Source organism: Paenibacillus sp. FSL R5-0527 (assembly GCF_038008055.1).
Taxonomy (GTDB): Bacteria; Bacillota; Bacilli; order Paenibacillales; family Paenibacillaceae; genus Fontibacillus; species Fontibacillus macerans.
Map to the genome: position 1 here is coordinate 7,172,577 of NZ_JBBOYI010000001.1, position 25,472 is coordinate 7,198,048.

At 49.8% G+C, this 25,472-nt stretch carries 16 protein-coding genes; 4 read left to right on the forward strand and 12 right to left on the reverse strand.

The features are described 5' to 3' along the window. Window positions 1-85: 85 nt before the first annotated feature. The gene (argC, locus tag NYE69_RS32395) at window positions 86-1,138 is read right to left on the reverse strand and encodes an N-acetyl-gamma-glutamyl-phosphate reductase (RefSeq protein ID WP_213509739.1); all 1,053 of its coding nucleotides are present in this window, start codon (window positions 1,136-1,138) and stop codon (window positions 86-88) included. A 234-nt stretch (window positions 1,139-1,372) separates the two neighbouring features. On the opposite strand from argC, the gene NYE69_RS32400 reads away from it, so the two are divergent. Further along, entirely contained in the window at window positions 1,373-2,065 is a 693-nt protein-coding gene (locus tag NYE69_RS32400) for a PIG-L deacetylase family protein (RefSeq protein WP_155620278.1), read from the forward strand. Between the two features lie 65 nt (window positions 2,066-2,130). Here the strand turns inward: NYE69_RS32400 and NYE69_RS32405 are convergent, their stop codons facing one another. From NYE69_RS32405 to NYE69_RS32440, 8 genes are all read right to left on the reverse strand, one after another. Next, window positions 2,131-8,493 carry a phosphodiester glycosidase family protein gene (locus tag NYE69_RS32405; RefSeq protein ID WP_340930147.1) on the reverse strand — a complete coding sequence of 2,121 codons (6,363 nt, stop codon included), beginning with the start codon at window positions 8,491-8,493 and terminating at the stop codon, window positions 2,131-2,133. Between the two features lie 185 nt (window positions 8,494-8,678). After that, a complete protein-coding gene (locus NYE69_RS32410; RefSeq protein WP_036619364.1) occupies window positions 8,679-9,563 on the reverse strand; it encodes a YitT family protein in 885 nt (294 codons plus the stop codon). 141 nt (window positions 9,564-9,704) lie between these two features. Continuing rightward, a protein-coding gene (gene prfB, locus NYE69_RS32415) for a peptide chain release factor 2 (protein WP_340930149.1) occupies window positions 9,705-10,815 on the reverse strand; the annotation gives its coding sequence in 2 pieces (ribosomal slippage) (window positions 9,705-10,742 and window positions 10,744-10,815; 1,110 coding nt in all). 236 nt (window positions 10,816-11,051) lie between these two features. Continuing rightward, entirely contained in the window at window positions 11,052-13,559 is a 2,508-nt protein-coding gene (secA, locus tag NYE69_RS32420; protein ID WP_155620276.1) for a preprotein translocase subunit SecA, read from the reverse strand. Window positions 13,560-13,828: 269 nt separating this feature from the next. Then, the gene (hpf, locus tag NYE69_RS32425; protein WP_240752135.1) at window positions 13,829-14,380 is read right to left on the reverse strand and encodes a ribosome hibernation-promoting factor, HPF/YfiA family; all 552 of its coding nucleotides are present in this window, start codon (window positions 14,378-14,380) and stop codon (window positions 13,829-13,831) included. A 97-nt stretch (window positions 14,381-14,477) separates the two neighbouring features. After that, the gene (locus tag NYE69_RS32430) at window positions 14,478-14,972 is read right to left on the reverse strand and encodes a VanZ family protein (protein ID WP_036619361.1); all 495 of its coding nucleotides are present in this window, start codon (window positions 14,970-14,972) and stop codon (window positions 14,478-14,480) included. Window positions 14,973-15,088: 116 nt separating this feature from the next. Continuing rightward, window positions 15,089-15,286 (reverse strand): cold-shock protein, encoded by a 198-nt coding sequence (locus NYE69_RS32435; protein ID WP_036619360.1) that lies wholly within the window; start codon window positions 15,284-15,286, stop codon window positions 15,089-15,091. 273 nt (window positions 15,287-15,559) lie between these two features. Then, on the reverse strand, window positions 15,560-17,851 hold the full coding sequence (locus tag NYE69_RS32440) for a fibronectin type III domain-containing protein (protein WP_124333348.1): 2,292 nt from the start codon (window positions 17,849-17,851) through the stop codon (window positions 15,560-15,562). Window positions 17,852-18,155: 304 nt separating this feature from the next. On the opposite strand from NYE69_RS32440, the gene NYE69_RS32445 reads away from it, so the two are divergent. Next, on the forward strand, window positions 18,156-18,791 hold the full coding sequence (locus NYE69_RS32445; protein ID WP_124333347.1) for a hypothetical protein: 636 nt from the start codon (window positions 18,156-18,158) through the stop codon (window positions 18,789-18,791). 183 nt (window positions 18,792-18,974) lie between these two features. Here the strand turns inward: NYE69_RS32445 and NYE69_RS32450 are convergent, their stop codons facing one another. After that, on the reverse strand, window positions 18,975-20,768 hold the full coding sequence (locus tag NYE69_RS32450; RefSeq protein ID WP_270619507.1) for a glycosyltransferase: 1,794 nt from the start codon (window positions 20,766-20,768) through the stop codon (window positions 18,975-18,977). A 45-nt stretch (window positions 20,769-20,813) separates the two neighbouring features. Further along, window positions 20,814-21,878, reverse strand: a complete 1,065-nt coding sequence (locus NYE69_RS32455) for a glycosyltransferase family 2 protein (protein ID WP_240534086.1) — start codon at window positions 21,876-21,878, stop codon at window positions 20,814-20,816. A 1,090-nt stretch (window positions 21,879-22,968) separates the two neighbouring features. Here NYE69_RS32455 and NYE69_RS33870 point away from each other — a divergent pair. Together NYE69_RS33870 and NYE69_RS32460 are read left to right on the forward strand one after the other, a co-directional pair. After that, window positions 22,969-23,100 carry a transposase gene (locus tag NYE69_RS33870; protein WP_082207641.1) on the forward strand — a complete coding sequence of 44 codons (132 nt, stop codon included), beginning with the start codon at window positions 22,969-22,971 and terminating at the stop codon, window positions 23,098-23,100. Then, window positions 23,097-23,285 (forward strand): hypothetical protein, encoded by a 189-nt coding sequence (locus tag NYE69_RS32460; RefSeq protein ID WP_051985226.1) that lies wholly within the window; start codon window positions 23,097-23,099, stop codon window positions 23,283-23,285. Before NYE69_RS33870 ends, NYE69_RS32460 begins: the two co-directional genes overlap by 4 nt. 678 nt (window positions 23,286-23,963) lie before the next feature. Here NYE69_RS32460 and NYE69_RS32465 read toward each other — a convergent pair. Further along, complete coding sequence (locus NYE69_RS32465; RefSeq protein ID WP_051985225.1) at window positions 23,964-25,358, reverse strand: cohesin domain-containing protein; 1,395 nt, start codon at window positions 25,356-25,358, stop codon at window positions 23,964-23,966. Between the last annotated feature and the right edge of the window lie 114 nt (window positions 25,359-25,472).

Here is a 25,472-nt window from a genome sequence, read left to right on the forward strand (position 1 = left end):
CATCTTCAGCCGATTTCGATACTTTCGCTTAAACGCGCTGTTTATTTTCGAGGAGGCCAAAAGCCCCGCCAACCGTAAACTTAATTTACGGATAAACTGGAACGTAGTTCAGTCCGGCCGTTTCGTCCCAGCACATCATCAGGTTCAAGTTTTGAATCGCCTGGCCCGCGGCCCCTTTGACCATGTTGTCGATCACGGAAATGATCGTCAGCCTTCCGGTCCGCCGATCCGCCGCAAACCCGATGTCGCAATAGTTGGAGCCGAACACTTCTTTCGTCGCCGGCCAGATGCCGTTTTCGCGAATGCGGACAAAAGAACGCCCCTTGTAAAACTGCCGGTACAGCTGAATCAAATCGTCCTCGGTATATGCGCCCTTGAGCCCGGCGTATATTGTGCTCATAATTCCCCTCGTCATCGGCGCCAGATGTGTCGTAAACGTCACTGTCACCGGCTCGCCGGCGACCTGGGATAAAATTTGCTCGATTTCGGGAATATGCTGGTGTTTATTCACTTTATAGGCTTTTAAATTTTCGTTGATCTCCGCATAGTGCGTCGTCAGGCTTGTGCCTCTGCCCGAACCGGACACGCCTGATTTGGCGTCGATGATAATGCTGCCCGGATCGATCCAGCCCGCGCTAAGCGCAGGGATCAAGCCAAGCAGGGTCGCCGTCGGGTAGCAGCCGGGGTTGGAGATTAGCCCCGCGCCGGGCACCTCATCGCCGTATACTTCGCTAAGTCCGTAAACCGCCTGCTCCAGCAGCTTGCCGTCCGGCGCCTCATGTTTATACCACGTTTCATACACGTCTCCGTCTTTAAGCCGAAAATCGCCGGAAAGATCGATCACCTTCAGCCCGGCCTTCAGCAGTTCAGGCACCAGCTTGCCGCTGACGCCAGACGGCGTTGCGGTGAATACGACCTCCGCTTTGGCGGCGATTTCCTCCGCCTCCACCGCGTCCAAAGGCTGGACGATAATATCCGACAAATGCGGAAACCCTTCCGAGATCGGCGCTCCGGCGCTGGATGCCGAAATGACCGAAACAATCTCTACCGCCGGATGCCCCCATAAAAAACGAATCAGCTCCACGCCTCCGTACCCCGTAGAACCGACAATCGCGACTTTTACTTTTTCCCCGTTCACCTGCTTGCCCTCGCTTTCTTCTCCCGCCTGTTCCTATCAAACCAACAACCCGGAATGTATAAAACCGTATTAAATATGTATTATTATACGAGCGAACTTATATAAATACAATCCCATTCCAAAAAATTTACACGGCAATGTTAGGAAACGGCCGGACTTAACGATTTGGCCATATTAAAGTATAGTAGGTAGTAAATCATAAACAGCAGGAGTGGAGTAAGGAGGAGGTTCATCATGACAACCGTAGCTTTTGTTTACGCTCATCCCGATGATGAGACGTTCGGCTGTTCGTATCTGATCCGGCAAATCGCCGATGAAGGGGGCAATGCGGTGCTGCTAACGGCAACCCGGGGAGATGCGGGGAAGACCGGGAGATTAGGGGCCATGACCCGGGAGGAACTGGCCGCCAAAAGAGATTTGGAACTGGAGAAAGCCGCGAACATTTTAGGCATCTCCACGGTGGAGCAGCTAGGAATGGGGGACGGCAAGCTGAAGGATACGGATCCGGCCCTGCTGCGGGAGAAGATCGCCGATTTTTTGCGGCGCCATCAAGCCGAAATCGTCGTCACGTTTCCGGAGGACGGCATTTCCGGGCATCAGGATCATATCGTGATCCATCATGCCGTTAATGATGTAGTATTTAGCGGCCAGGCGCCCACGGTACAAAAGTTGTACTATAACCAATTCGGATCGTTTGATTCAAATAAGTCGAGTGTACTGCGCGTAGAAGCCGCCGGCCGCTGGGACGCCAAACGCCGGGCGTTGGAAGCTCATGAATCGCAAATCCTGAGCGTCGAGCGGGTATTCGGCAAATTGGGACCCGACGTTCCACCGCACCTCGGGTTTGAGTCATTCGAATTGGCCTGGGAGCGGGGAGTCCGGTTTCCGCTGAAACAGGAGCATTCCATCTATGATGGTTTGAGTTAAAAAAAGAAGCAGCCTGTGTTCGCTTGAGTATCGAACACAGGCTGCGTTTTTATCCAGATTAGGAATTAGCCCCCATGGTCTCCCATGGTCTCCATCAGATTGTAGATGAGCTTGGCGCTTTCAGCGCGCGTTCCGTATTCTTCAGGGCCAAAAGAAACATCCGTCCGCCCTTCAACAAGCCCGAGGGAACGGGCTACGTTTATCGCCGCTTTCGCCCATTGCGGGGCGGAAGCGATGTCCGTGAAGCCGGATTCGGTACCTGGCTGCGCTGGCTGGCCAGAACCGTACTCATACGCCCGAACTATCATGACAGCCATCTCCTGACGGGTGATCGGCGCATCCGGCGCAAAACTTGCCGCCCCCGTACCGGTTACGATTCCCGCCTGTGCCGCTAACGCGACTTCGTCCGCGTACCACTTGTCCGGAGCCACGTCCGCGAACCCGGCGTCCGCGCCCGTGCCTTGGAGATCAAGCAGACGAACCAGCATCGAGGCAAATTCCGCCCGCGTCACTTGCCGGCCCGGTTGGAACTTGTCGCCGGAAACGCCCTCCACCAGATGTTTTGCCGCGAGATGCATGATCTCACTTGCCGCCCAATGACCGTCCGGCAAATCGGTGAACGACTTCGTATATTCCAGAACAGCATATCTGCCAGCCTGGTTCAACAATGCCGTCAAAAATTTATCCTTCCAAACGCCGCCCAAGTATTCAAGCGAACCATCGCCGGCAAACCCGTAAATCCCCGTCAGGTTCCTGTCCGCATCCGGGTTCGCCGGCAGGAATATTTCGATCGGTTCATTGAACCGGGTAAGCCAAACGGTATCGCCTTCCTTGCTGTTCAAGGACAGCGAGAAGTCCATCACGTCGCTCGCCGCTTCAATCCCAGCCCCGGAAAGCACGCTTGCGTTACGCAGAAGAATTTTGGCTTCCTCGGCTTGTAAGGCATGTGCTTTCAGCACAATGGTACTGTTTTCCGGATGTTCGGTTTTCGCCAAACTGATAAGAGATCGAATGACCCCGGACGGGATAGAGACAGCCATATTGCCTGCTTGCACAAATAAAGCATTGCTCTCAAGCAGTTCCCCCGCATTCCCCGGCAGAATTAATTCGCGCAGCACCCCTTCAAAACGGAGTTCGATTTGTCCGTTTACTGCCTCTTGGCCGCTGAACTGCTCCGGCTTCACCACGAATCGTCCCGGTGTTTCGGACGTTGGAGGAGAGGCAGGCGCGGTTGGCGGTGCCGGCGTATTATTGCTCTTATTCGACGATTTCCCCCTGCCGCCCGTCAAACGATCCCGTCCAACCGTCACTTCAACGCTGGCGGTATGATTCTCGTAAGTCGCCGTAATGACCGTCTGGCCCTCCCGGACGGCTCTAACTACCCCGGCGGTATTTACCGCGGCAACCGCCGGATGGCTGCTGCTGAATTCAACCCCATCCGTCAAAGAGACGGACGTTCCGTCGCTGTAAGTCCCCGTCAAGCGGGCCGTTTGAGTTTCCCCCTCCGTCATGTTCCGGCGAAGATCCATCTCCAAACGCTCCAGCTTAACATCCGGTTTCTGTCCTTCAATGATCAGCGTGTATTGCCCGCTCATTCCCGCAAATTCCGCGGAAATCACCGTCGTGCCCTCGCTAAGCGCCCGGATCACGCCGGCCGCGTCGATAGTTGCAACTTCCGGACGGCTGCTTGCGTACTGAACACCTTCAACCACCTGCCGACGGGACCCGTCGTCATAAACGGCTTCCGTCACCGTTTGATCCGTCTCGCCGACATAAAGTTTATCCCGCCCACGCAATTCGATAGCGGCCAACTCGGCACCCGGCGACGGCGGCACCACCTCGACTACACTGTCGGCGTAAACGGCCTGGGTGACGGTGGAAGCTCTGACAACCGCCGTTCCCGATTCATGAGCGGTAACCAGACCGTCCGCGTCGACCGTGACGACGTTATCCCCGCTCGAGCTGTAAACGGACCAGGTGACCGACTTATTATTCGCGTGCTCGGGCAATACGGTGGCGTTCAGCTTGATGCTGCCGCCCACCTGAATTTTGGCTTCCGTGCGATCCAGTACGACGGATTGCGGGGACGCTTTGGCCAGTGTAAACCGATCCACGATCCGGTCAGTGATGGTCTTGGCGGCAAAGCTCAGTTCATCCCCGTCTATTTTGATCGATGCATACATCTGGACCTCTTCGCCGTCCGTAATTTTCTGCCATTCGCGCGGCACCACCTGATAAAATTTCGGACCGGTAGAGCCGGCCACGACGTAAGTCGTCCCTTCTCCTTCCCCGACCGGCTTGTTGCCTTTCATCGGATGGGTCCGCATATACACATGGTCGTGTCCGTTCAGAGCCAGGTCGACCCGGAACTCGTCTAAAACCGGAGTCCAGGCGTTCCGGATATGCTCCGAATCGTAAATGCTGCCGTACGCGCCACGGTGGAATATGACGATCTTCCACGTCTTGCCGGTCGACGCCAAGTCCTCCCGCAACCATTCCCGCTGTTTTTCAAAATCGTATTCGCTGTTCAAAACGGCAAAATGCGCATTCAGATAATCAAAAGAGTAATTGCTTCCTTTCAACGAATCGATGCCATTCTGCGGATGATTGAAGTGCGCCAGGAAATAATCGTTTTTCTTCGGACCGGTGACTTCGTGGTTGCCGACGACGGATACGATCGTACTGTTCAATAACGTCTGCTGGGCGGCGCCAAACCACATGTTCCACTCGTTTTCCTTATATCCGTCTTCCACCATATCGCCAGCATGCACCATGAAGCTGGAGTCCGGATGTTCCGCCGCCGCTTTCTTGGCGATATCTCCCCACAATTTGAAGCCGGACGCGTTGGTCGCCTGGGAATCGGCAAAATAGAGAAACTCGAACGCGTCCCCGGATGCCGCGGCCGTGCGGAACGTTCCCTGCGAGCTGGTGTTCCCGGCTCCGTCGCCTACCCGGTAGACGTACTCCGTTCCGGGATCCAGGTTGTCGGCGACCGCCTTGTGCACCCTGACGGTTCCGATGTCCCACGTGTTGAACAAGTAGTCGGAACCAATCACCTTAAATACGTTAGGTTGGGAAAAATCAATAAATTCCGATTTCTTGGCAATCTCCACAACCGTTTCTTTCACATCCGGATGCGTATGCCATGTAAAAGCGCGCGAGCTGCTCGGATCCGCCCCCATCGTTACGCTGATATTGTTCGGAACCGGATTACCGGCCAATGGCGAAACCTTGAATTTGAGCACGGGACTGTAGAAATTCCCCTTCACCGCTTGCAGCTCGTACTCTTTCAACCCGTCCGTAAGGTCGTTCGTTTCCAGCTTCCCGCTCGCGTCCGTAACGCCGAGCTCGGTGCCGTCGGCCGTCACTGTCGCGTCTTCAACGGCGGCGCCCGCTTCATCGGTGACCTGAATCGTCGTGGCCCCTCCTTGGATAACCCCGTTTTCGTCCCATGCGAGCCGCAAATGGTGTCTGATCTCCGACTCGACCGGCAAGCCGTAAAGCCTGAAGCTGGTATCTCCCTGATCCTTCAGCTTGATCGCGCCGGACCGGAAGGCGATACGATGCGTATCGGACGCGGCCGGTTTCACCTTGAACCGGATTTGCGCAAGCGGCTCATGATCCGTCAAGCCGGACGCCTCCAGACCGTTGAAATCAATCCGAACCGTCCCGGATTCGGGTTCGATCGCAGACCGCAGCTGGGTTTCCGTCAGCTTTTCGCTTGCCGCAACCTGCAGATCCTCCGCCTTGGCCGGATCAAAGCCGAATTCGATAAACCCTTCGTGAATTCCCGCAGCCTTCACCGCCCGCACGCCGAGCGTATACGAATTGCCCGCATACACGCTTGCCGGGCCGTCGTATTCGATTTTCGGCGCTCCGGTATCGACCGTGAACGTCCATTCCTTCTCCGTCTGATTGCCGGACAAATCGCGGATTTTCAGCTTGGCCGCGTGAACTCCGTCCGTCAGGGGAATGGCGGGAGTATAGTGGATTTGCCCTTTAGGCGGATACAGTGTGTGCTGTACCAGTTCTCCATCAACATACAGCCTGATTTTATCCGGATCGATCAGCGTCGTCCCCGGATGAACCGCCGGATCATACCCGTAATCTTCGCCAAAGGCTTGGATTTTCGGCGTATTCGTGTCGATCGTGTTCCCATCCGCGGGGGAAACGTCCTTGATCAACGGGGCGTCCAAATCGTCGTTCGCGGGACCGTACAGTGCCCGGATTTGGTCGATATAGATCGCGCCCGCGTCCTTATTATCGTTTTTCGTTTCCATATAGCGCACCGGCATGGCGAGTTTCAGCGGCAGCGGTCTGCCTTGCGGCACCTCCGCCTCCAGATAGCGCCAGCCCGTGAAGTCGACGCCTACGGTCTCTTCGACAAAGTTGATCGGGATATTCCCGCCGTTGGCGTCGAACATTTGTGCCCGGAGCCAGTGCTTCTTCCCGTCTCCATAAACCCACATGCTGATTTTTTCCGGATATCCCGGAATTTCGATGTAATCGTCGGCGCTTTTCGCTTTGATATAAGCTCCGGAAGTCCCGATCGTCCCCGTGAAGTCGTACTCCAGCTTCGCCGACTTGTTTCCGAAGCGGACAAAGTCCTCATTCGTTTCTTCGCTGACGCCGGCCAATGTGTACCGGTCGCCTGCGCTTGGCAGATACCGGTCCAGTCCGTTCTCGAAATCCTCCAGAATCACCGGAGGGAGGCCAACGTGAACATCCATGGAAACTTCTATTCCCCGATAGCTCGCGATAATCCTGCCGCTTTGTTCAGTCTCCGTCGTCGCGGTGAACGTTCCGTTCTCGTCAATGCTCCCGATCGGACCTTCTACCCGCCACTCGAACATGCGGTTGTCCGCCTGAATCACTTGCCCGTTCCGCAACGCCGTCACGGACAAGGTTTGCTGAGCTCCCGAGGTAAACGTTCTGACCGCGTCGGGAAACTTCAGTTCGCTCAGTTCGTCCACGACTTCTACCTGTCCGCTTCCCGCGAGGCCGCCGGCCGTAACGGAAATATCAGCCATTCCCGGCGTATTTCCCGCCGTAAACAATCCCGATTCATCGATCGACCCGACGGATGCATCCACACTCCAATTTGGCGATCCCGCAAACGGGGCAGGATGGGCATACTCATCGACGGCAGCCGTATTGAACCGGAAACTAGAACCGATCAGCACCCGCTCCAGGTTCGGCTGGACCACGAGCTTGGATGCCGCGGATTCCGGCGCTTTATTGACAAGCAAAATGCCGTTTGCGGTTTTGCGCTCCGCTCCATCGGAAGGTCGGTTCAATATTTTCCGCGTCGGCTCCCCGGGAAGTCTGGCCACAAACGTCGCCGAACCGCCTCCGTCAAGAAGCAGCGCGTCGACAATCCCCATGTCTTTCAACATGAGCGCCAAATCCTGAAAGGATACGCCTTCGCTGAACCCCGGCGCACGCCCGTCGACTTCCAGCATAACCACCGTGCCGTCGGCCTTAGTTCCGATCGCCACCCGCGGATACAGCTCCCGGTCCGGATCGGACATCGGTACTCCGTCCTTGACCAGCAGGTGCTGTCCGCCGACCGCCATTTTCACATCGCCCCACGCCTCTTCAAAAGCAAAACTGGCAGTGATTTCGTCGTCAATTTTCAGCCCCGACAGCAGCTCTCGGTAACTGCCGGAAGCGGACAACACCACTTTGCCTTCCGCAAGCGGCGTGTTCCCCTGGTCCTTGTGGATGGCCGCAACGCGCAGCCGCATCGTTTCCCCGCTTTTCACCGCTCCGTCCAAAACTTCCAGTTCAACCTCGTCACCCAGATCGTTCGTCATGGTGGAGGTATAGAAAGAAGGTGTGTAAAGGATCAGCGCCTCGCTGTTGAACCGCATCCGGTTAATATGATGAATCGGCACGGTATTGCCGTTGATATTCAGCGTTCTGTCCAGTCTGGGGCTAGCTCCGTAAATGGTCGTTCCGTCGCTTTTCATCCCAAACGCAAACCAATCGTCGGGAGGGCTGGTCAAAATCTCTCCATCCCCCATAAACAGACCAAGCGGCACGCCCGTCGACATGTCATAAAAATCCGCGTTGATTGCGGCAATAACCCGATTGCCGGAGCGATCCGCGTCATTGGCCATCTTGGTGACTCCCTGCATGCCGTATACTTTGCCTTCCGTTTTACCCGGCTGCAGCTCAAGCGCGGGATTCCGCGGATCAAACTCGACAAAATGGACTTTTTCCAAGCCTTGCGGCAGCTTCATATCGTACCAAGTGTAATGTGCGTCCGGGCCTATTTCCATTTTGCGCTCGTCCAGAACTTGTCCAAACGGCGCCGCCTTCATTTCCTCCGCCCGCGCTGCCCCCATGGGGAAGCACGATAACAAAACAGCTGCGATCAGAAGCATGATTAACGTACGCCTGCCCGATTTTTCGATAATGCCCATAACTAAAAATGAACTCCTCTCGGTTTGGTTAGTAATACTTCTTGATAATAATAAGTTTGGATTGTCAATGGTGTGTTTAGCGGGTGTTAACAATCTTGGAGTGACTGTTAAATTAATACTTCGTAAAGAAAACTCCCCTATAATTAGCGATTTACTTTAACCGCTAAATATAGAGGAGTTTTTTCTTACCCTCGCTTAAACCCTTCTCCCAAAACCTCATGGGCATTTGTGATGATGACGAAGGCGGTGGGGTCCAGCGTCTGTACGAGCGTTTTGAGCCGGGTGACCTCGCTTTGCCCCACGACCACCATCAGCACGGTCCGTTGATCGCCGGTATATCCGCCGCGCCCGTCCAGCTTGGTGAGCCCGCGGTCCAATTGCGACAGCACAGCCTTCGAGATTTCCTCGGTCTTTTCGGCGATGATATAGGCCACTTTCGTATAGTTAAAGCCAAGCTCGATCGCGTCGATGATTTTGCCGGTAATGTATAGGCCGATTAGAGCGTATAGCGCCTTTTCCGGGGAGAGTATAAACATAGCCAATGCAATCACGGTACCGTCCATCAGGACAACACAAACGGATAGGCTGAGCCCGCTGTACTTCTGAATGATTTGCGCAAGCGTGGACAAACCTCCGGTCGATCCGCGCCCCCGAAAAACGATGCCCAGCCCCAGGCCTACGCCGATCCCCCCATACAAAGAAGCGAGCAGCGGGTCGGTCGTCGGGACCGGAAAATCTTTGGTCAGAAACACGAATAAAGGCAAAACGACCGTACCTAGCAAAGAGCGAATCGCGTAATCCCGCCCGAGCAGTAAATACCCCGCGACAAAAAGAGGAATATTCAGCGCCCACTGGGTATACGCCGGCTCCATGCCAAATAGCGCTTGAACGATAATCGAAATCCCCGATACGCCGCCCGAGGCGATGTGGTTCGGGACGAGAAATAAGTTGAAGGCCAGCGCCGTGATCAGCGATCCTACGAGAATCATCGCCGTGTCGATCGCATGGCGTACCGGTCCAGTTAAAGGAATATAATCCCCAAATCTGCGTTTGCGGGTTTTAGGCGGCACCGCGGCCCCTCCTTATTTGATCGCTTCTAAAACTATTATGTATGCACCCGAAAAATAAAAACCCACCCGATCAAGGCGGGACAAGCCCTTCGCCTGAGGTGGGTTTTCGGTTCTATAGTTGAATGCGGCACAAGGACGAAATTAGGCCTCGGAGCGAATTTGGCTGCGCAAATATCCGTCAATAAACGCGTCCAGGTCTCCGTCCATGACCGCGCCGATGTTGCCCGTCTCCACCGAGGTGCGGTGATCTTTCACCATGCTGTACGGATGGAACACGTAGGAACGGATCTGACTGCCCCAGGCGATATCGGATTGCTCGCCGCGGATTTCGTCCAGTTCCTTCTGCTGCTCCTCCAGCTTGCGCTCGTACAGCTTGGAACGAAGCATCGTCATGGCGCGCTCGCGGTTTTTGATCTGGGAGCGCTCGTTCTGGCACGTCACCACGATCCCGGTCGGAATATGCGTAATCCGCACCGCCGAGTCGGTCGTGTTGATGTGCTGGCCGCCGGCGCCGCTGGCACGGTACGTGTCGATCTTCAAGTCCTCGGGACGGACTTCGACTTCGACGTCTTCGCTGATCTCCGGCACGACATCGCAGGATACAAACGAGGTGTGACGCCGCCCGGAAGCGTCAAACGGCGAAATCCGCACCAAGCGGTGCACGCCTTTTTCCGCCTTCAGGTAGCCGTAAGCGTTGTACCCTTTAATCAGCAGGGTTACGCTTTTGATCCCCGCTTCGTCGCCGGGCAAATAGTCCAGCGTCTCTACCTTGAAGCCGCGTTTCTCGGCCCAGCGGGTGTACATCCGCAGCAGCATTTGCCCCCAGTCCTGGGATTCGGTGCCGCCCGCGCCAGGGTGAAGTTCCAGAATCGCGTTCATTTTGTCGTAAGGCTGATTAAGCAGCAGTTGAAGCTCGAAATCCTCCAGCTTCCTCGCCATAGCGGTAACGGACTCGGAAATCTCCGCTGCCAGCGACTCGTCGCCTTCCTCCTCGGCCAGCTCGGCCATCGTTTCGATGTCGTCATATTCCCCTTGCAGCGCCAGGTACTGATCAACGGAGGACTTCACGGCGTTCATCTCGGCGATGATCGCCTGAGCCTTCTCGTTGTCGTCCCAAAAGTCCGGGGCCGCCATTTTTTCTTCATAGTTGGCGATCATCTCTTGCTTAAGATCTAAGTCAAAGAGACCCCCTAAGATTGGATAATTTCTTGGCGATTTCGCGCATATCATGCTTTACGTTGGACTCGATCATGTTAATCACCTTTCATTAAGAGGTTGTTCAAAAAGTCGTCTTTCCATGACGAAGAGTTTAGGGAATGGATCGGGCGTCGAATCTTGAATTCAGCCGGGCCTTCCAAGCGGATGCTTCCGAAGCATGTTTCCTTCGGAAACATTTGACTCACGTAGATCTGTCTACGCTCCGCTACTCAGTCCCTGGCTTCATCCAACCTTCTCGGTCCTGAAAATCCGACTTTTTGAACTCGCATTTTAAGCATTTTGTCCGTGGCAGTGTTTGTATTTCTTGCCGCTGCCGCATGGGCAAAGGTCGTTGCGGCCGATTTCCTCGCCGCGTTTGACCGGGCGTTTCTCGGCCGGCTCGCCGCTGGTGGAAATTTTGCTTTCTTCCACAACCGCCTGGCGCTCTTGGTTGGATTCCACCTGCGCCTTCATAATATATGTTGCCACTTCCTCCTGGATACTGGCAATCATCGCGTTGAACATTTCATAACCTTCAAATTGATACTCGCGCAGCGGGTCCGTACCGCCGTACGCCCGCAGATGGATGCCTTGACGCAATTGATCCATCGCGTCGATGTGGTCCATCCACTTGCTGTCCACGGCGCGCAGGGCGATAACTTTCTCGAATTCGCGCACCATTTCCGGGCCGATCGCCTGTTCGCGGGCTTCGTATTTGGCCAACACGCGCTCGAAAATAAACTCCACCATCTCCGGCGCTTCCTTGCCCCACAGGTCATCCTTCGAAATCGCCCCTTCGTCCAACAGCTTGCTGTTGACGTAGTCGGCTACCTCCTGGAGCTCCCAGTTTTCCGGGATTTCGTCGGCGGTGTGCGCCTCTACAACCCGTTCGATCACCGGCTTGATCATATCGAGGACGATTTGCTTGATGTTCTCGGATTCCAGCAATTCACGGCGCTGCTTATAGATGATTTCCCGCTGCTGATTCATAACGTCGTCATATTGCAGGACGACTTTCCGCACGTCGAAGTTGTTGCCTTCGACCCGCTTCTGCGCGGATTCGATCGCCCGGGTGATCATCTTGCTTTCGATCGGCTGGTCTTCTTCGAAACCGAGGCGGTCCATCATGTTCAGCACATTGTCCGCCCCGAACCGCTTCATCAGTTCGTCGCCGAGCGACAGGTAGAACTGGGTTGAACCCGGGTCGCCTTGGCGTCCGGCGCGGCCGCGCAGCTGGTTATCGATCCGGCGCGATTCGTGGCGTTCCGTACCGATAATATGAAGGCCGCCCAGATCGGCAACGCCCTCGCCCAGCAAAATGTCGGTACCGCGGCCCGCCATGTTGGTGGCGATCGTTACGGCTCCGGCTTGGCCGGCGCGCGAAATAATTTCCGCCTCTTCGGCATGGTACTTGGCATTCAGCACTTTATGCTGGACGCCTTTGCGCTTCAGCATTTCCGAGACGCGTTCGGAGTTTTCGATCGACACCGTGCCGACGAGTACCGGCTGGTTGTTTTTGTGCCGCTTCACGATCTCTTCCACGACCGCCTTGAACTTGCCGTCTACGCTCTTGTAAACGACGTCCGGCATGTCGACCCGCTGGTTCGGCTTGTTGGTCGGGATCTGCAGTACTTCCAGACCGTAAATTTTCTTGAATTCCTCTTCCTCCGTTTTCGCCGTACCGGTCATCCCGGCAAGCTTGCGGTACATACGGAAGTAGTTCTGGAACGTAATCGTGGCCAAGGTCATGCTTTCGTTCTGCACCTTGATGTCTTCCTTGGCTTCGATCGCCTGATGCAAACCGTCGCTGTAGCGGCGTCCCGCCATCAAACGGCCCGTAAATTCGTCGACGATCAACACTTCGTCTCCCGTAACAACATAATCGACGTCGCGGCGCATAATGACGTTCGCCTTGAGTGCTTGCACCACATGGTGATTCAGAGTCACATGCTTCTGGTCATAAAGGTTGTCGACGCCAAAAGCCCGTTCCGCTTTGGCCACCCCTTTTTCGGTGAGCGCTACTGCCTTCACTTTAATATCTACGGTATAGTCCTCTTCCGGTACTAGCGTCTTCACGAACCGGTCGGCGGCATAATACAGCTCCGTCGATTTTTGCCCGTGCCCGGAAATAATCAGCGGCGTCCGCGCTTCGTCGATCAAAATGGAGTCAACTTCGTCAATAATGCAAAAATAAAGCGGACGTTGTACCATCTGCTCTTTATAAAGCACCATGTTGTCGCGAAGGTAATCGAATCCGAATTCGTTGTTCGTTCCGTACGTAATGTCGCAGGCATACGCCTCCTGTTTTTGATGGTGCTCCATGCCGTTCAGGTTGATCCCGACCGTCATGCCCAGGAAGTTGTAAATCTGCCCCATCTGCTCACTGTCACGCTGCGCCAGGTAGTCATTGACGGTGACGACATGCACGCCTTTGCCGAGGAGCGCATTCAAATAAACCGGTAAGGTCCCGACCAGCGTTTTCCCTTCACCGGTTTTCATCTCCGCAATTTTGCCCTCATGGAGAGCGATGCCGCCCAGCATCTGCACATCAAAATGGCGCATGCCCAGCGTGCGCTTGGAGGCTTCTCTTACCGTAGCATACGCTTCGGGAAGGAGCTCTTCAAGCGTTTCCCCTTTTTCGATCCGTTCGCGGAATTCCGCCGTTTTCTCTTTTAATTGCTCGTCCGACAATGCTTCAAATTGCGGCTCCAATGAATTTATATAGTCCACCGTCTTCATAAGACGTTTGACATCACGTTCATTCGTGTCGCCAAATATCTTTTTTACTAATCCCAGCATGGTTTACCCCTTTCACGCATAAACAGATGATTTGCCTAAATTGTAACAGTTTGTAATGGCCGCCGCAACACGCCCGATCATACCTCTATTGCGCTAAAGCGCCATGTATATGAATAAAGAGCCCTATCCGCGAGGGGATAAGGCTCGTTTCCTTTACGTTTGGGATGCAGGAATTACCACCTCATTCACCTAATCGTCATAAAGAGGTTGTTCAGAAAGTCATTTTCCGGCTCTTTGAACTCGCACTTTAAGCTGGAGAAATCAAGGGGTTAGCCCTGTTCAATCAAACCGTATTTGCCGTCGTTCCGTTTGTAAACGACATTCACTTCGCGCGTGTCGATGTTGGAGAAGACAAAGAAATTATGCCCTATCATGTTCATTTGCAAAATCGCTTCTTCCACATCCATCGGCTTCAAGGTGAAGCGTTTGGTCCGGACGACCTCCAGTTCCTCGTCGCTTTCATCCACGGCTACGGAACCACCGTTGGCATTTTCGGCGAACAGGACGTTCTTGGCGCCTTTCTGGCGCAGCTTACGGTTGATTTTCGTTTTGTGCTTGCGAATTTGACGTTCCAGCTTGTCCACAACCGCATCGATCGATGCGTACATGTCGTCGCTGCGGTCCTCCGCGCGAAGCACAACGCCGGTAAGAGGAATCGTCACCTCTACCGCGTGCAAACCTCGTACCACACTTAACGTGACAGTACCGTCTGAGGTGGGGGGTGCATCAAAGTACTTGTCTAGCCGGCTGAGCTTCTTGTCTACGTAGTCACGCAAGGCCTCAGTCACTTCAATTTGCTGTCCTCGAATACTAAAATTCATAGGGCACTCCTCCTTTGCTTTGCACCTTCATTATACCACAGGTGTTAAGGCAAAGTAAAAAGAGTTAAGGGAGTGTAAAAAGCACACCCTGAGCTGGTTAATGCTTAAGCTTTCTCCTCTGTCTCCAACTCCGAAGAAGCAACAACAGCAGCGCTCCGCATGCGGCCCCCGCCGTGTCCAGCAGCACATCCTGGAATAAAGGGGTGCGGTCGGGCGTCAGCATTTGATGCAGTTCATCCGAACACGCATAAAGAAAGGAAATCAGCACCGCCCCAAAAAAGCTTCTTCCGTTTCGCGATGAATTCAAGGCGTAAACGAGCAGAAAACCGAGCAGCCCATAGATCGAAAAATGCGCCGCCTTGCGAATGAAAAACTCGACGATGCCGGCGCCTCCCAGACTTTGCAAGCTAACTTCGTGCCCGCCATAGGAGAACGTGATCCCGTCGAAAAATTCGGCAATCACCGATTTGGAAACGTTTTTTTCAATTTCGGGTTTAAGCGTTTGTTGTTCATAGGGCTGAGCGGAAAACAGAAATATAATCAGCATGACGATGATCGCCGGAATCCACCGGGAAAATGTTCGGAATTTCAAATCAAGAGCTACCTCCTCAACAAATAAAGACCCCAGGTTCCCCTAGGGTCAATTGCTAGCGAATCTTCAATTGTTAACCATCGTACCGTGCTATGTAGGTCGGCTATGCCGGATGATTATAATTTGATTACGTTAGCGGCTTGCGGTCCACGAGCGCCTTCAACGATTTCGAACTCGACGGATTGTCCTTCTTCCAGCGTTTTGAAGCCATCGGCTTGGATTGCGGAGAAGTGTACGAATACGTCGCCGCCTTCTTCAGTTTCGATAAACCCGTAGCCTTTTTCTGCGTTGAACCATTTAACTTTACCTTGCATGCACTAACATTCCCTTCATTTTCAAATAAGCGTGCGGCCCCAATAAACCAAGCCCCACATTTCTGACTATACCACCCGACTTATCCAGTGTCAATTACCAAAGAAAAGGTTTTACTGTAAATAATATGTAAAAACTTGTCGATTGGTGAACTGTTGGAGTCAGGTCTGTTAATAAATAATACCCCACAGAGAAAAAAATGAAACAGCACACCTGCAAAAAAGCTCTTGGGCAACGCTTATGGCATGTCCCAAGAGCTTAAATCGATCTAGAACTCAGTAAGCATTAACTTCAAACGTAATGATTTTATCAAAGAACACGTAGTCTTTACGATTTACAAACGGACCTTTATTATTGTCGTGCTTATCAATGGCAAACATAGCGGTTCCCGATCCATTGGCACGTCCCTCATACCAATTTATGAAGGCTTTTACTTCCGACATAGACAAATCGTATTCTTTCTCAATCCCGTTAATGAGGATAAGCCGAAGCAAAGCCCGCTCTCCTTCTTCGCCAGGAAGGGGAGGATTTACCACATCGCCTTTCGGCGTAGCGGAGGCTTCATTTGAACTTCCGCTTTCACCGGCATCTGTAACAGCAGTGACAATATAATAATAAGTGGTGCCGTTAGTAACATTGCTGTCCGTGTAACTGTAAGTATCGCTCGTTACCGTGTCGATCACATCATACGGACCGCCGGAAACAGTGGCCCGCTTCACATTAAAGCTCGTGACGTCTTTACCGGCTCCGCTCCAAGTTAAATTAACCTTCTTGTTCCCTGCGGTTGCAGTTAAACTCAACGGCTCTTGCGGAGATGGAGTCTCCCCGCCTTTGCCGAAGACATTCCATTCGTATACTCTCGCACTGCTGCCCGCCGTATATTTTAAAGCTACTGTGGAAACCCCTTGCACCGGGGTTGGAAGCGTCTGAATTTCATCATTGCTCAATAACGCGTACCTTTGCAGTAAGATGTTATTTTCATCATAAAACTCGACCGCTAATGCACCTGTGTTTTTGGCAACGACCGCGGAAATCTCCATCGGTGAGGAGAAGCTGTACCAGACAAAATTGTTGCCGCTAATGTCGGTAAAGGTGGAGATGTTATTATCTGTCAGATTCCGTGTCGTACTTGCCGGACTGGATATGGATTGACCCACCTGCAGTGTTAGCCAGTCGAGCAAGCCTCCCGTATACCTGGTCGCATCCGGCTTTATGCTTTTTTCCGGAGAGTTGGCGCTTTCTCCCGCCCGGTTCACCGCGGAGACTACATAATAATAAGTCGTGCCGTTGGTGACGGTTGTATCCGAATATGAAGTTCCCTTCACATTTGCAAGCTGAATATACGGCCCGCCGGGGGAAGTGGCGCGTTTCACGTTATATGATTCCGCCCCCGTCACGGCCCATTCCAATTTCACGATTTTGTCCCCGCTTTGAATCCAGTTAATCGTCGTAGGCAATGGCGCCGCGGATGGAGCGGTAAAGACATTCCATTCGTAAATCCTCGCACTGCTCCCCGCCGTGTACTTTAACGCGATAGTGGAAACTCCCTGTACGGGAACCGGGAGCGCCTGAACTCCGTCATTGTTTAATAGTGCATATTTTTGCAGCAGGTTGTTGCTCGCATCATAAAATTCAACCGCTACCGTACCGGTGTTTTTGGCAACGACCGCGGAAATCTCCACCGGTGAGGAGAAGCTGTACCAGACAAAATTGTTGCCGCTAAGATCGGTAAAGGTGGATATGTTATTATCCGTCAGATTCCGTGTCGTACTTGCCGGACTGGATATGGATTGCCCTACCTGCAGTGTTAGCCAGTCGAGCAAGCCTCCCGTATACCTCGTCGCATCCGGCTTGATGCTTTTTTCCGGAGAGTTGGCGCTTTCTCCCGCCCGGTTCACTGCGGAAACCACATAATAATAAGTCGTGCCGTTGGTGACGGTTGTATCCGAATATGAAGTTCCCTTCACATTCGCCAGCTGAATATATGGCCCGCCGGGGGAAGCGGCGCGTTTCACGTTATATGATTCCGCCCCCGTCACGGCCCACTCCAATTTCACGATTTTGTCCCCGCTTTGGATCCAGTTAATCGTCGTAGGCAATGGCGCCGTGGATGGAGTGGTAAAGACATTCCATTCGTAAATCCTCGCACTGCTCCCCGCCGTGTACTTTAAAGCAACGGTGGAAACACCTTGTACAGGAGCCGGGAGCGTCTGAATTCCATCGTTACTTAACAATGGATACCTTTGCAGCAGGTTGTTGCTCGCATCATAAAATTCAACTGCTACCGTACCGGTGTTTTTGGCAACGACCGCGGAAATCTCCACCGGGGTAGAAAAAGTATACCAAGCAAACTTTCCGCTGCTGAGATCGGTAAAAGTGGATATGTTACCATCCGTTATTTGCGTGACGGCTGTTGATGACTGGCCTATTGCGGTGCCCACTTGTATCGGCACACTATCCAACAAACCGCCTGTATACTGGGATGCTGCGCTTACGCTTTTAGGACCGACAATGACCACACTCAAAAAAATCGCTAGAACTAGTATAAAATGCCCAACTCGTTTCAATTTTTACCCTCCTTTGGCAATATATTGGTTCTTTTATACTAGTAAAATAGCATTTTTAATTATGGATGTCCATACATTAATTACAAATAAATAAATAATAACCCTATTATTTCAATATATAGAGAACAAGCGATAAGACCAAGCCTAGAAAAACTAGGTCATATTGACTAATAATCATTTACAAAATAGAACACTAACATTACAATTATTCCCATAGATACATATTAACTATATAGATGTTTTTAAATTGTGAGATTCCGAAGAGGCGCCCTTCGGCTCAAATAATAAAAGATTAGGTGAGAAAATGAGTAAGCAAAGCTGCATAACCAGTCTTTATCTTGTGTTGCTTTTGGGAATATTGATATTTCCGAAAGAAGTATTTGCTGCTACAATCATCGATAATCAAATGAACTCCAACCCTTTTAACCGCGGTAGTATAAGTTCAGGACAGTGGGTTGATTCAGTCGGAGCCACTACTGTAACTGCAACATGGTCCGATGCATGGTCCTACGAAAATAACAAAGACTATGAAATCAAAACTAGTTATAACATTATGTCATATGGAAGCCAATACTATGCAGAACTTAACTTGGGACTGATGAGGATTGTTTATTCAAGGGATGGAATAAGTGCAGTCTACGTTAAGGATGGGGATACTTGGAAGACACATGTCATGACAACAAAAGGGAATTATGTTTGGAAACTCATCTATACTTCGGAAAAGCAATATCAGGTATATCGCAACTCTGTATTGGTAGCCAGTGGTAAGGTTGAAAATTTACCTGCCGACACCAAATTTTCAATAACAAGTAAAGTCAATAACGAAAAATTTTCACTATGCTCGCTCCTTGCTTCTTTCTTGTTTTCCATTAGTGCAAATATAGACCAAGTAAAAGCCACCCTACTTAAGCTCATTTTGGGTAATACAAGCTTCCTGTGAAAAGAGAGGCAAAAAACATAGACTTAAAACAAACAGATGATTTAGGCTCAAAAAAATAGAAAAACACCTGGCATTCCTTCAGATAGTTGTACGAATAATCCAACTCAAGGAATGACAGATGCTTTAGAGCAAGCACGTCGATCATGATCAGAGTTCTTAGTAGCTCAAGTACTAACTTTAGTATTAAGCCAAACCTCCACTCCCCTGCCTAATCTCATCCATTAACTGACAAATGTCCTCATCTTTATTTTGAATCTGGTCTAGATAATGCAGCGCTAATTCATACTCATTAGCCTTAAATAGAATATAACCCAAATTATAAAGTGAGTTTTCATCGTTAGAATCCAGTTGTATCGCATATTGCAACAATGGGATCACCATATTAAATAAGCCATTGTTGTAGAAAAAAATCGCTAGTTTATTGGCATACTCTATTCTGTTGCAAGATAAACTATTGATAATTCTTATAAGATGCTCATTTGTTAGGTTCCCGTCACAGACACTATCCAATAATTTCAACAGGTCTTCTTCATTCTCCATATCCAAGCTTAAGCGCTCAACAATATCCGTTATGTAATTGTCGAAATTAGACGAATTCGCCTCTACCAGATACTTTTGGGTTTCATATTGTTCTCTTAGCGAAGGACCGGCCAATTTAACAAGCTCATCAACAAACTGTTGATCCAGATCATTAATAGAACCCGTCTCACCGTATAATCGAAGATTTAAAAAGCCTGCATTTGTAAACATGGCTTTAATATCTTTTTGCGTAAACAGTCTCAATTGAGAACGATCTACTACTCCCGGCTCCTTATATATACCTCTTCCGTAAAGCACTTCTCGCAAAATGCTATAATGCATAAAGTTAGGGATACTAGCCACGATCTTGCCGCTTGGTTTTAGGAGTCCGCTTAAATTCTTCACAACTTCCCATGGATCCTGTAGGTGCTCGAGTGTATCCGCTAAAATAATGTAATCGAAATAGTTGGCTGGATAGTCCGGAATTGTTTCCTCAATATTTGCTGTTTTAACACTCGCAAAATTTGAAGCCATCGCTGCCGCAGCTTTATTCTCTTCAATCCCGTGTAATTCCGCGTTTTTAAATTTCCCTTTTATCCCCATGAGCGTTCCGCCGCATAAGCATCCGATCTCCAATACACGAATAACTGCGTTCCGATCAAAAGGGCTTAATAATTGAATAATATCATTTCTGATTAATGATGATCGTCCCGGTTCAAATCCCCATTTTTCTACAAACTTCTGTTTGTTGCTGTTCATTAAAGCCATGTACTTTTCATTTTTGGCCCCAAAAGAGACTGATCCATAATGATGAATAAATACATTTTTGCAAAGCATGAGATAATAGCCTGCTTCGATCATTCTAAAACTCAAATCATCATCCTCATAATTGCCTGGAGTAAACCTTTCATCCAGCAGCCCAATTTGATCGATGACCTTTCTTTTTATCAACAAACAATAACCCATTAATCGCAATCTATATTCATGTGCTTCTTGAAATTCAGGAGCATTAAGCGTACTTCGATTAAACTGATCGGCAAAAACAAACATTTCTTCGATCGTTTGATAAGGAACGTCAATTTGTTGAAAATTGGACATGCTATTGGTTACAGGCCCTACTGCTGCAATCCGTTCATCGCTGTATAAAGACTCCACCAAAAGCTCAAGCCATCTAGGAGTTACTATTACATCGTTGTTTAAAAGAAGAACATTCTCACCTTTAGCAAGAGTTATGCCTTGATTACAGCCTTTAGGAAAGCCTTCATTCCGATCATTCAATACGGCCAGAATATCATGCTGTTGGCTTAACCACCCAGGGGTTCCATCGGTAGACTTGTTATCAATCACAATCAATTCGTAGGTTCCCGGTTCAGTATATTTCCGAATACTATCGATGCATTGCTTTGTGTATTCCAGTTGGTTGTATGTAAGGATAATGATGCTGGTGAGTGTCTTCATCTCATCTGCTCCAATCAATTCCGTATACTGCTCTGCTAAAATAGCTTACAGTTGTTTTAGCCTTTCGTTCGATGGCTGGTAACCATATGTTGTTGCAGCTTCACGATAGCACTCTTTTGCCTTATTTATGTTCCCCATCACTTCATAAAGGCCGCCCAAATTATGCAATGCGCTAAAACTCCCGGTTCCCCTAACGCTGTTATATTGATCCGTTTCTCCAATTTCCAGGCATCGCAAGTAAGATGCTTCAATAAGCGGAAACAACTCGACATATTTTGCGGTGTTGCTTAGAATCAGCTTCATGTAAAATATCCCGCAAGCAAAATGAAAATCACTGAAATCCCGTAAAAAATCCCTTTCCCGCTGAATCACCGGCAGGCCGGCTTCCAGTTGGCCCGTTGCTATCAGTTCATAAAGCAAATTGACGATGACGTTGGGAGCATAGTATTCCTTTCTTGTCAGCAGCCTGTATGCTTGCTTAAGATGGTGACATGCCTGGACATGATCGTTAATCCCTCTGTATTCTTTGGCGATCTGAAAATGAAAGTACGAGTCGTGGGGGCTTTTTTCGATCTCTGTTTTTAAAATGGGAATATTCCGCTCAGCTTTCGATTTTAGATAACCATCGTGCCAAATCTCCACAGGCAGCTTAATTCTGGGAAGATCGGAAACCAATTGTTCATGGATGCTGCCCTCGTATCTGACTCCGGACGGAAAAATTCGCGATATAAAGCTTTGCGCGGTGGATTCCAAACCATCATCACCTATAAATTGGTTAATGATTTTGAATCTGCCGATCGCTTTCTCGCCGTTTATGAACTGGCGAATAGCGGCGCCGTCCTCGCTTTTTACATATTCATCAGCGTCCAATACCAGGTTCCAATCGCTTGTCGAGTATTCCAAGGCGGCGTTTCGGGCGTCCGCAAAGCTTTGGTTCCATGCCCAATCGTAGATTTTCGCGCCGTAGGCTTGAGCTATTGATTTAGTCCGATCCGTCGATCCCGTGTCGACAATAATAATCTCATCCACCAGCTTACGGACGCTGTCAAGGCAGCGCGCCAGAACTTTCTCTTCGTTTTTGACGATCATGGTCAACGCTACAGTCTTCATTCAGAATCCTCCTGATCCGCGCTTGCTGACTCTTACTACAAAAAAAGGTCGTATATTGCCTTCAATGTTCAACTTATATAGAAAGTTTTTATTCACTCTTAGGCAGCGCTAATAACACTCCAAGAGCTTAATTCACTTTAAACTTCAGCTATTTTAACGGGATTTCTGATCATAGGGATGAAGTATTCGAAATCCCTAACGCCATATTGTAAGCATTAACCTCAAATGTAACGATTTTATCTAAGAACATAATATTTTTATGATTTACAAGCTAAGATGAACGTAAACAAAAGACAGCCCTCCATATTGCTACATCTCGCAGGTTAAAATGTATAGTGATAAACCAAACCATTTCAGAGCTACATAGCAAAAGAAGAACTGATACTATGCAGTCTACCACAAAATTTGTCGATTTAGATGTATCCAAAGAAAAAAATTCGGTTGTGATTGCAGATGTGGCGGGAAAGCTCCGCGCTATTACGGGAGCATTCCTCACACACCGGCAGCGCTCCGCAAACTTATCAAAGAGCTGGGGGGGCCGAAACACTATCATTTTGTTATGCGGCAGGTCCAACGGGTTACGAAACTTATCGCTAGATCACCTCCATGGGAGTCCATTGCTTCGTCATTGCCCCGTCGCTCATTCCCAAACGCCCCGACGACCACGTCAAGACGGATCGACAGGGACGTCGAGTAGCTTGCCCGTCTTTTCCATGCAGGAGAATTAACGCCTGTCTACGTCCTGGAGCGGGAAGACGAGGCTTTGCGGGAGTTGGTTCGCGCCCGGGAAGCCGCCAAAAAGGACACGCATCGGGCACGTCAGCGGATATTGAAGTTCTGCTTCACCATCAAGTCGAACCGCCGGCTACGATAAAGCGTCGTTGGACGAAGAAGTATCGTGCCTGGCTGGGGCAATTGACATTCCCTTACGAGCCTATGCAAGTGGCCTTTGATGAGATGCTTCATGCCCTGGATGGATGAGATCGAACAATGCATGGGGCGATTGGAAAGAGCATTCGGTCAGTAAGCCACGGTTGGCCCAAAAGCATCTCTGATTCAGGTACTTCAGTCCTTGTGTGGTATTGGGCTAATGACGGCCATCACTCTTGCAGCTGAAATCGGTTCATTTGCACGCTTCCGCTCTTCTGCTCAACTTATGGCGTACTTAGGGCTGGTACCTCGGGAGTACTCACCGGCCAAAGCACTCGGAGGGGAAGCATGACCAGAACCGATAATGGGCGTTTACGCCGAGCCCTGGTGGAAGCAGCCTGGAGCTATCGCTACCACCCTGCGGTGAAAGGAGATCTCGCCAAGCGCCTCGATGGCACGCCGACCGACGTACAAACGTTGCCCTTGAAGGTTCAAGAAAGATTGCACTACAAATACCACCATCTCGTTTTTGGATAGAACAAGCACAAAAATGTAAAGCCTGCTTGCGAGTCATCCAGCATTTGCGCTCTATGATAAAAGGCCTACCTGCTTGTCCCTTCGATTCCGATTTTCGCCTATCTTGCCAAGTGGGCCTCGTCTGGACTTATCAGTTTCTGGATCCCAAACAAAGGTATAGCCGACGCTTCCGCGCTCAACCGTGGAGCAAGCTTTTGAGGTCTACAGCAGCCCATAGTACTCATATGTAGCAACCTTCTTCCAGCACCGTCCAATTCATACATAACGAAGCTGTTCCCGTAGAAGGAGACGCATTTATGAGCAGGTAATGGAAAGCGGCCACCAGTCTCGTACGACTGCTCCCTTAATTATACCGTGGCCAAGCAAGGCTTTGTGCATTGGTGCCCCAAAGGGGAGGCCATCTACCACAAGCCCTCTGAAAACAGTGCGTAACTAGGAAACAGAGATTGTAAACTACCATCAATGTCGTTTCACCAACAACAACGTCGAAAGGCGTCGCAATAGGATAAAAGTCTTTAAGAACCGTCACTACTTCACGCGAAACCGCAACGGTTACAAGGTGGGGATCCTCGTTGAATGTAATTGTCATTGGCTAATCTCCTGAAAGTCAAGCACTGATTATTAGATTGAGCCATTTTATAACTCCGACCTTAAGACTGAGCTCCCAATGAATCAAAATTAGAGATTCCGGCTGTAATTTGCATTGTTAAGCATTTGATTGACGATATAAACCAAGTCCTCATCGTTTACGTACCCATCGATAACTTGATCTGCACTATGTCTGGCTGTATCTGTATCAGCCACTGCCTTTCCAAAATAATATCCGTCGATTGCAAGGTCAACGAGCGTATACTCACCTGATCTGTTTACATCATCGACGGTTACAGCCTCAACGATTACGGAGTCTAACAGACAGTTCTCTTCATCCAGATCAAATTCTCGTTCGGTGTCTGCAATTCTCCCTCTTAGGGCATCAACATCCCCAGTTCCGATGCTAATGGCTCTAAACTTGAGCTTTAAAATAGTCGTGTCCTCATGAATACCGTATTCCTCACCTTGACTCGCGATAATAAATCGAATATTACCAGACTTATCTGCCGACTCGTTGTAGACTTTATATCCTGTAATTTCTTCGTAACCAAGATATTTAAATAGGGTCGTGTCATAATTGATCGTAAAATCTTCCGCGTAAATTTTGTCCACATTTTTCAAAGATATGGTAGCATCAAACTCCTGGCCTACAGTAACGGTATCTTCGTTGATGATAACAGCCAAGACTGGATTTAAAGCTACAGCAGATGGAGTTGCAGAAACTTCATTTGAGTAGCCGGATTCGACTCCATTTACTGAAGCAGTTGCAACAATATAATAGGTTACTCCATTAGTGAGATTGGGAATAGTGTAATTTGAATAAACATCACTCGTCACTGTTACGAAGTTTGTATACTTTCCAGATTCTGTTCCATAATAAACGGTGTAACTTTCTGCGTTATCCACTTTATCCCATGAGAGTGTAATTTGGCTGTCTCCAGACGAAGCACTTAAGATTGCCGGAGAATTGATTCCGATTAGGTAACCACCTTCGTCAAGATCAATCGCATCTACAAGTAACTCTTTTCCACTAACTAGATTTTTTAATTCGATTGTATGAGTGCCTGGAGATAAACCGGTTTTTTCATATACTACCGTTAAATATTTATACGTTGACGAATATTCTGAAATTATTTCTGAAACGCCATCTATAGTAACCTGAATTCGGGAAGAGTTACCAGGCGCATAGTTGTTGACCAAACGAATTTTAGTTCCCGTAAACTTAAATTTAGAACTAGCCCCATTACTAGTCGAATAGTGATGCCCTCCCTTCCAAAAGGCGGAACTATTATCTTTATAGACTTGCCAAGTCCCACTATAAGAAATTGCTGCATTCGTGTCATCAAACCTTGTCCAGCCTTCTTCGGGTTGAAAAAGTTGTATTGGGGTTACTGCCGCATATGTGCTTGTTGGCGAAAAAATGAAAACTGATAATAAAATTACACCGAATACTGAAAATAATTTACCGAACTTTAATTTCATACAAATCCCCCCACATAATAATTTAAAAACTCTTATATGGTAAATCATACATAATAATTCGTCCAAACAATTCCATATATAATATATCATAATAAGTAATATAATCATTTTATT

Excerpts from the sequence above, each read along its gene's own strand:
- NYE69_RS32400 (WP_155620278.1), top strand. The coding sequence starts at position 1,373 with ATGACAACCGTAGCTTTTGTTTACGCTCATCCCGATGATGAGACGTTC.
- NYE69_RS32405 (WP_340930147.1), bottom strand. The coding sequence starts at position 8,493 with ATGGGCATTATCGAAAAATCGGGCAGGCGTACGTTAATCATGCTTCTG.
- secA (WP_155620276.1), bottom strand. The coding sequence starts at position 13,559 with ATGCTGGGATTAGTAAAAAAGATATTTGGCGACACGAATGAACGTGAT.
- hpf (WP_240752135.1), bottom strand. The coding sequence starts at position 14,380 with ATGAATTTTAGTATTCGAGGACAGCAAATTGAAGTGACTGAGGCCTTG.
- NYE69_RS32435 (WP_036619360.1), bottom strand. The coding sequence starts at position 15,286 with ATGCAAGGTAAAGTTAAATGGTTCAACGCAGAAAAAGGCTACGGGTTT.
- NYE69_RS32445 (WP_124333347.1), top strand. The coding sequence starts at position 18,156 with ATGAGTAAGCAAAGCTGCATAACCAGTCTTTATCTTGTGTTGCTTTTG.
- NYE69_RS32450 (WP_270619507.1), bottom strand. The coding sequence starts at position 20,768 with ATGAAGACACTCACCAGCATCATTATCCTTACATACAACCAACTGGAA.
- NYE69_RS32455 (WP_240534086.1), bottom strand. The coding sequence starts at position 21,878 with ATGAAGACTGTAGCGTTGACCATGATCGTCAAAAACGAAGAGAAAGTT.
- NYE69_RS33870 (WP_082207641.1), top strand. The coding sequence starts at position 22,969 with ATGACGGCCATCACTCTTGCAGCTGAAATCGGTTCATTTGCACGCTTC.
- NYE69_RS32460 (WP_051985226.1), top strand. The coding sequence starts at position 23,097 with ATGACCAGAACCGATAATGGGCGTTTACGCCGAGCCCTGGTGGAAGCA.
- NYE69_RS32465 (WP_051985225.1), bottom strand. The coding sequence starts at position 25,358 with ATGAAATTAAAGTTCGGTAAATTATTTTCAGTATTCGGTGTAATTTTA.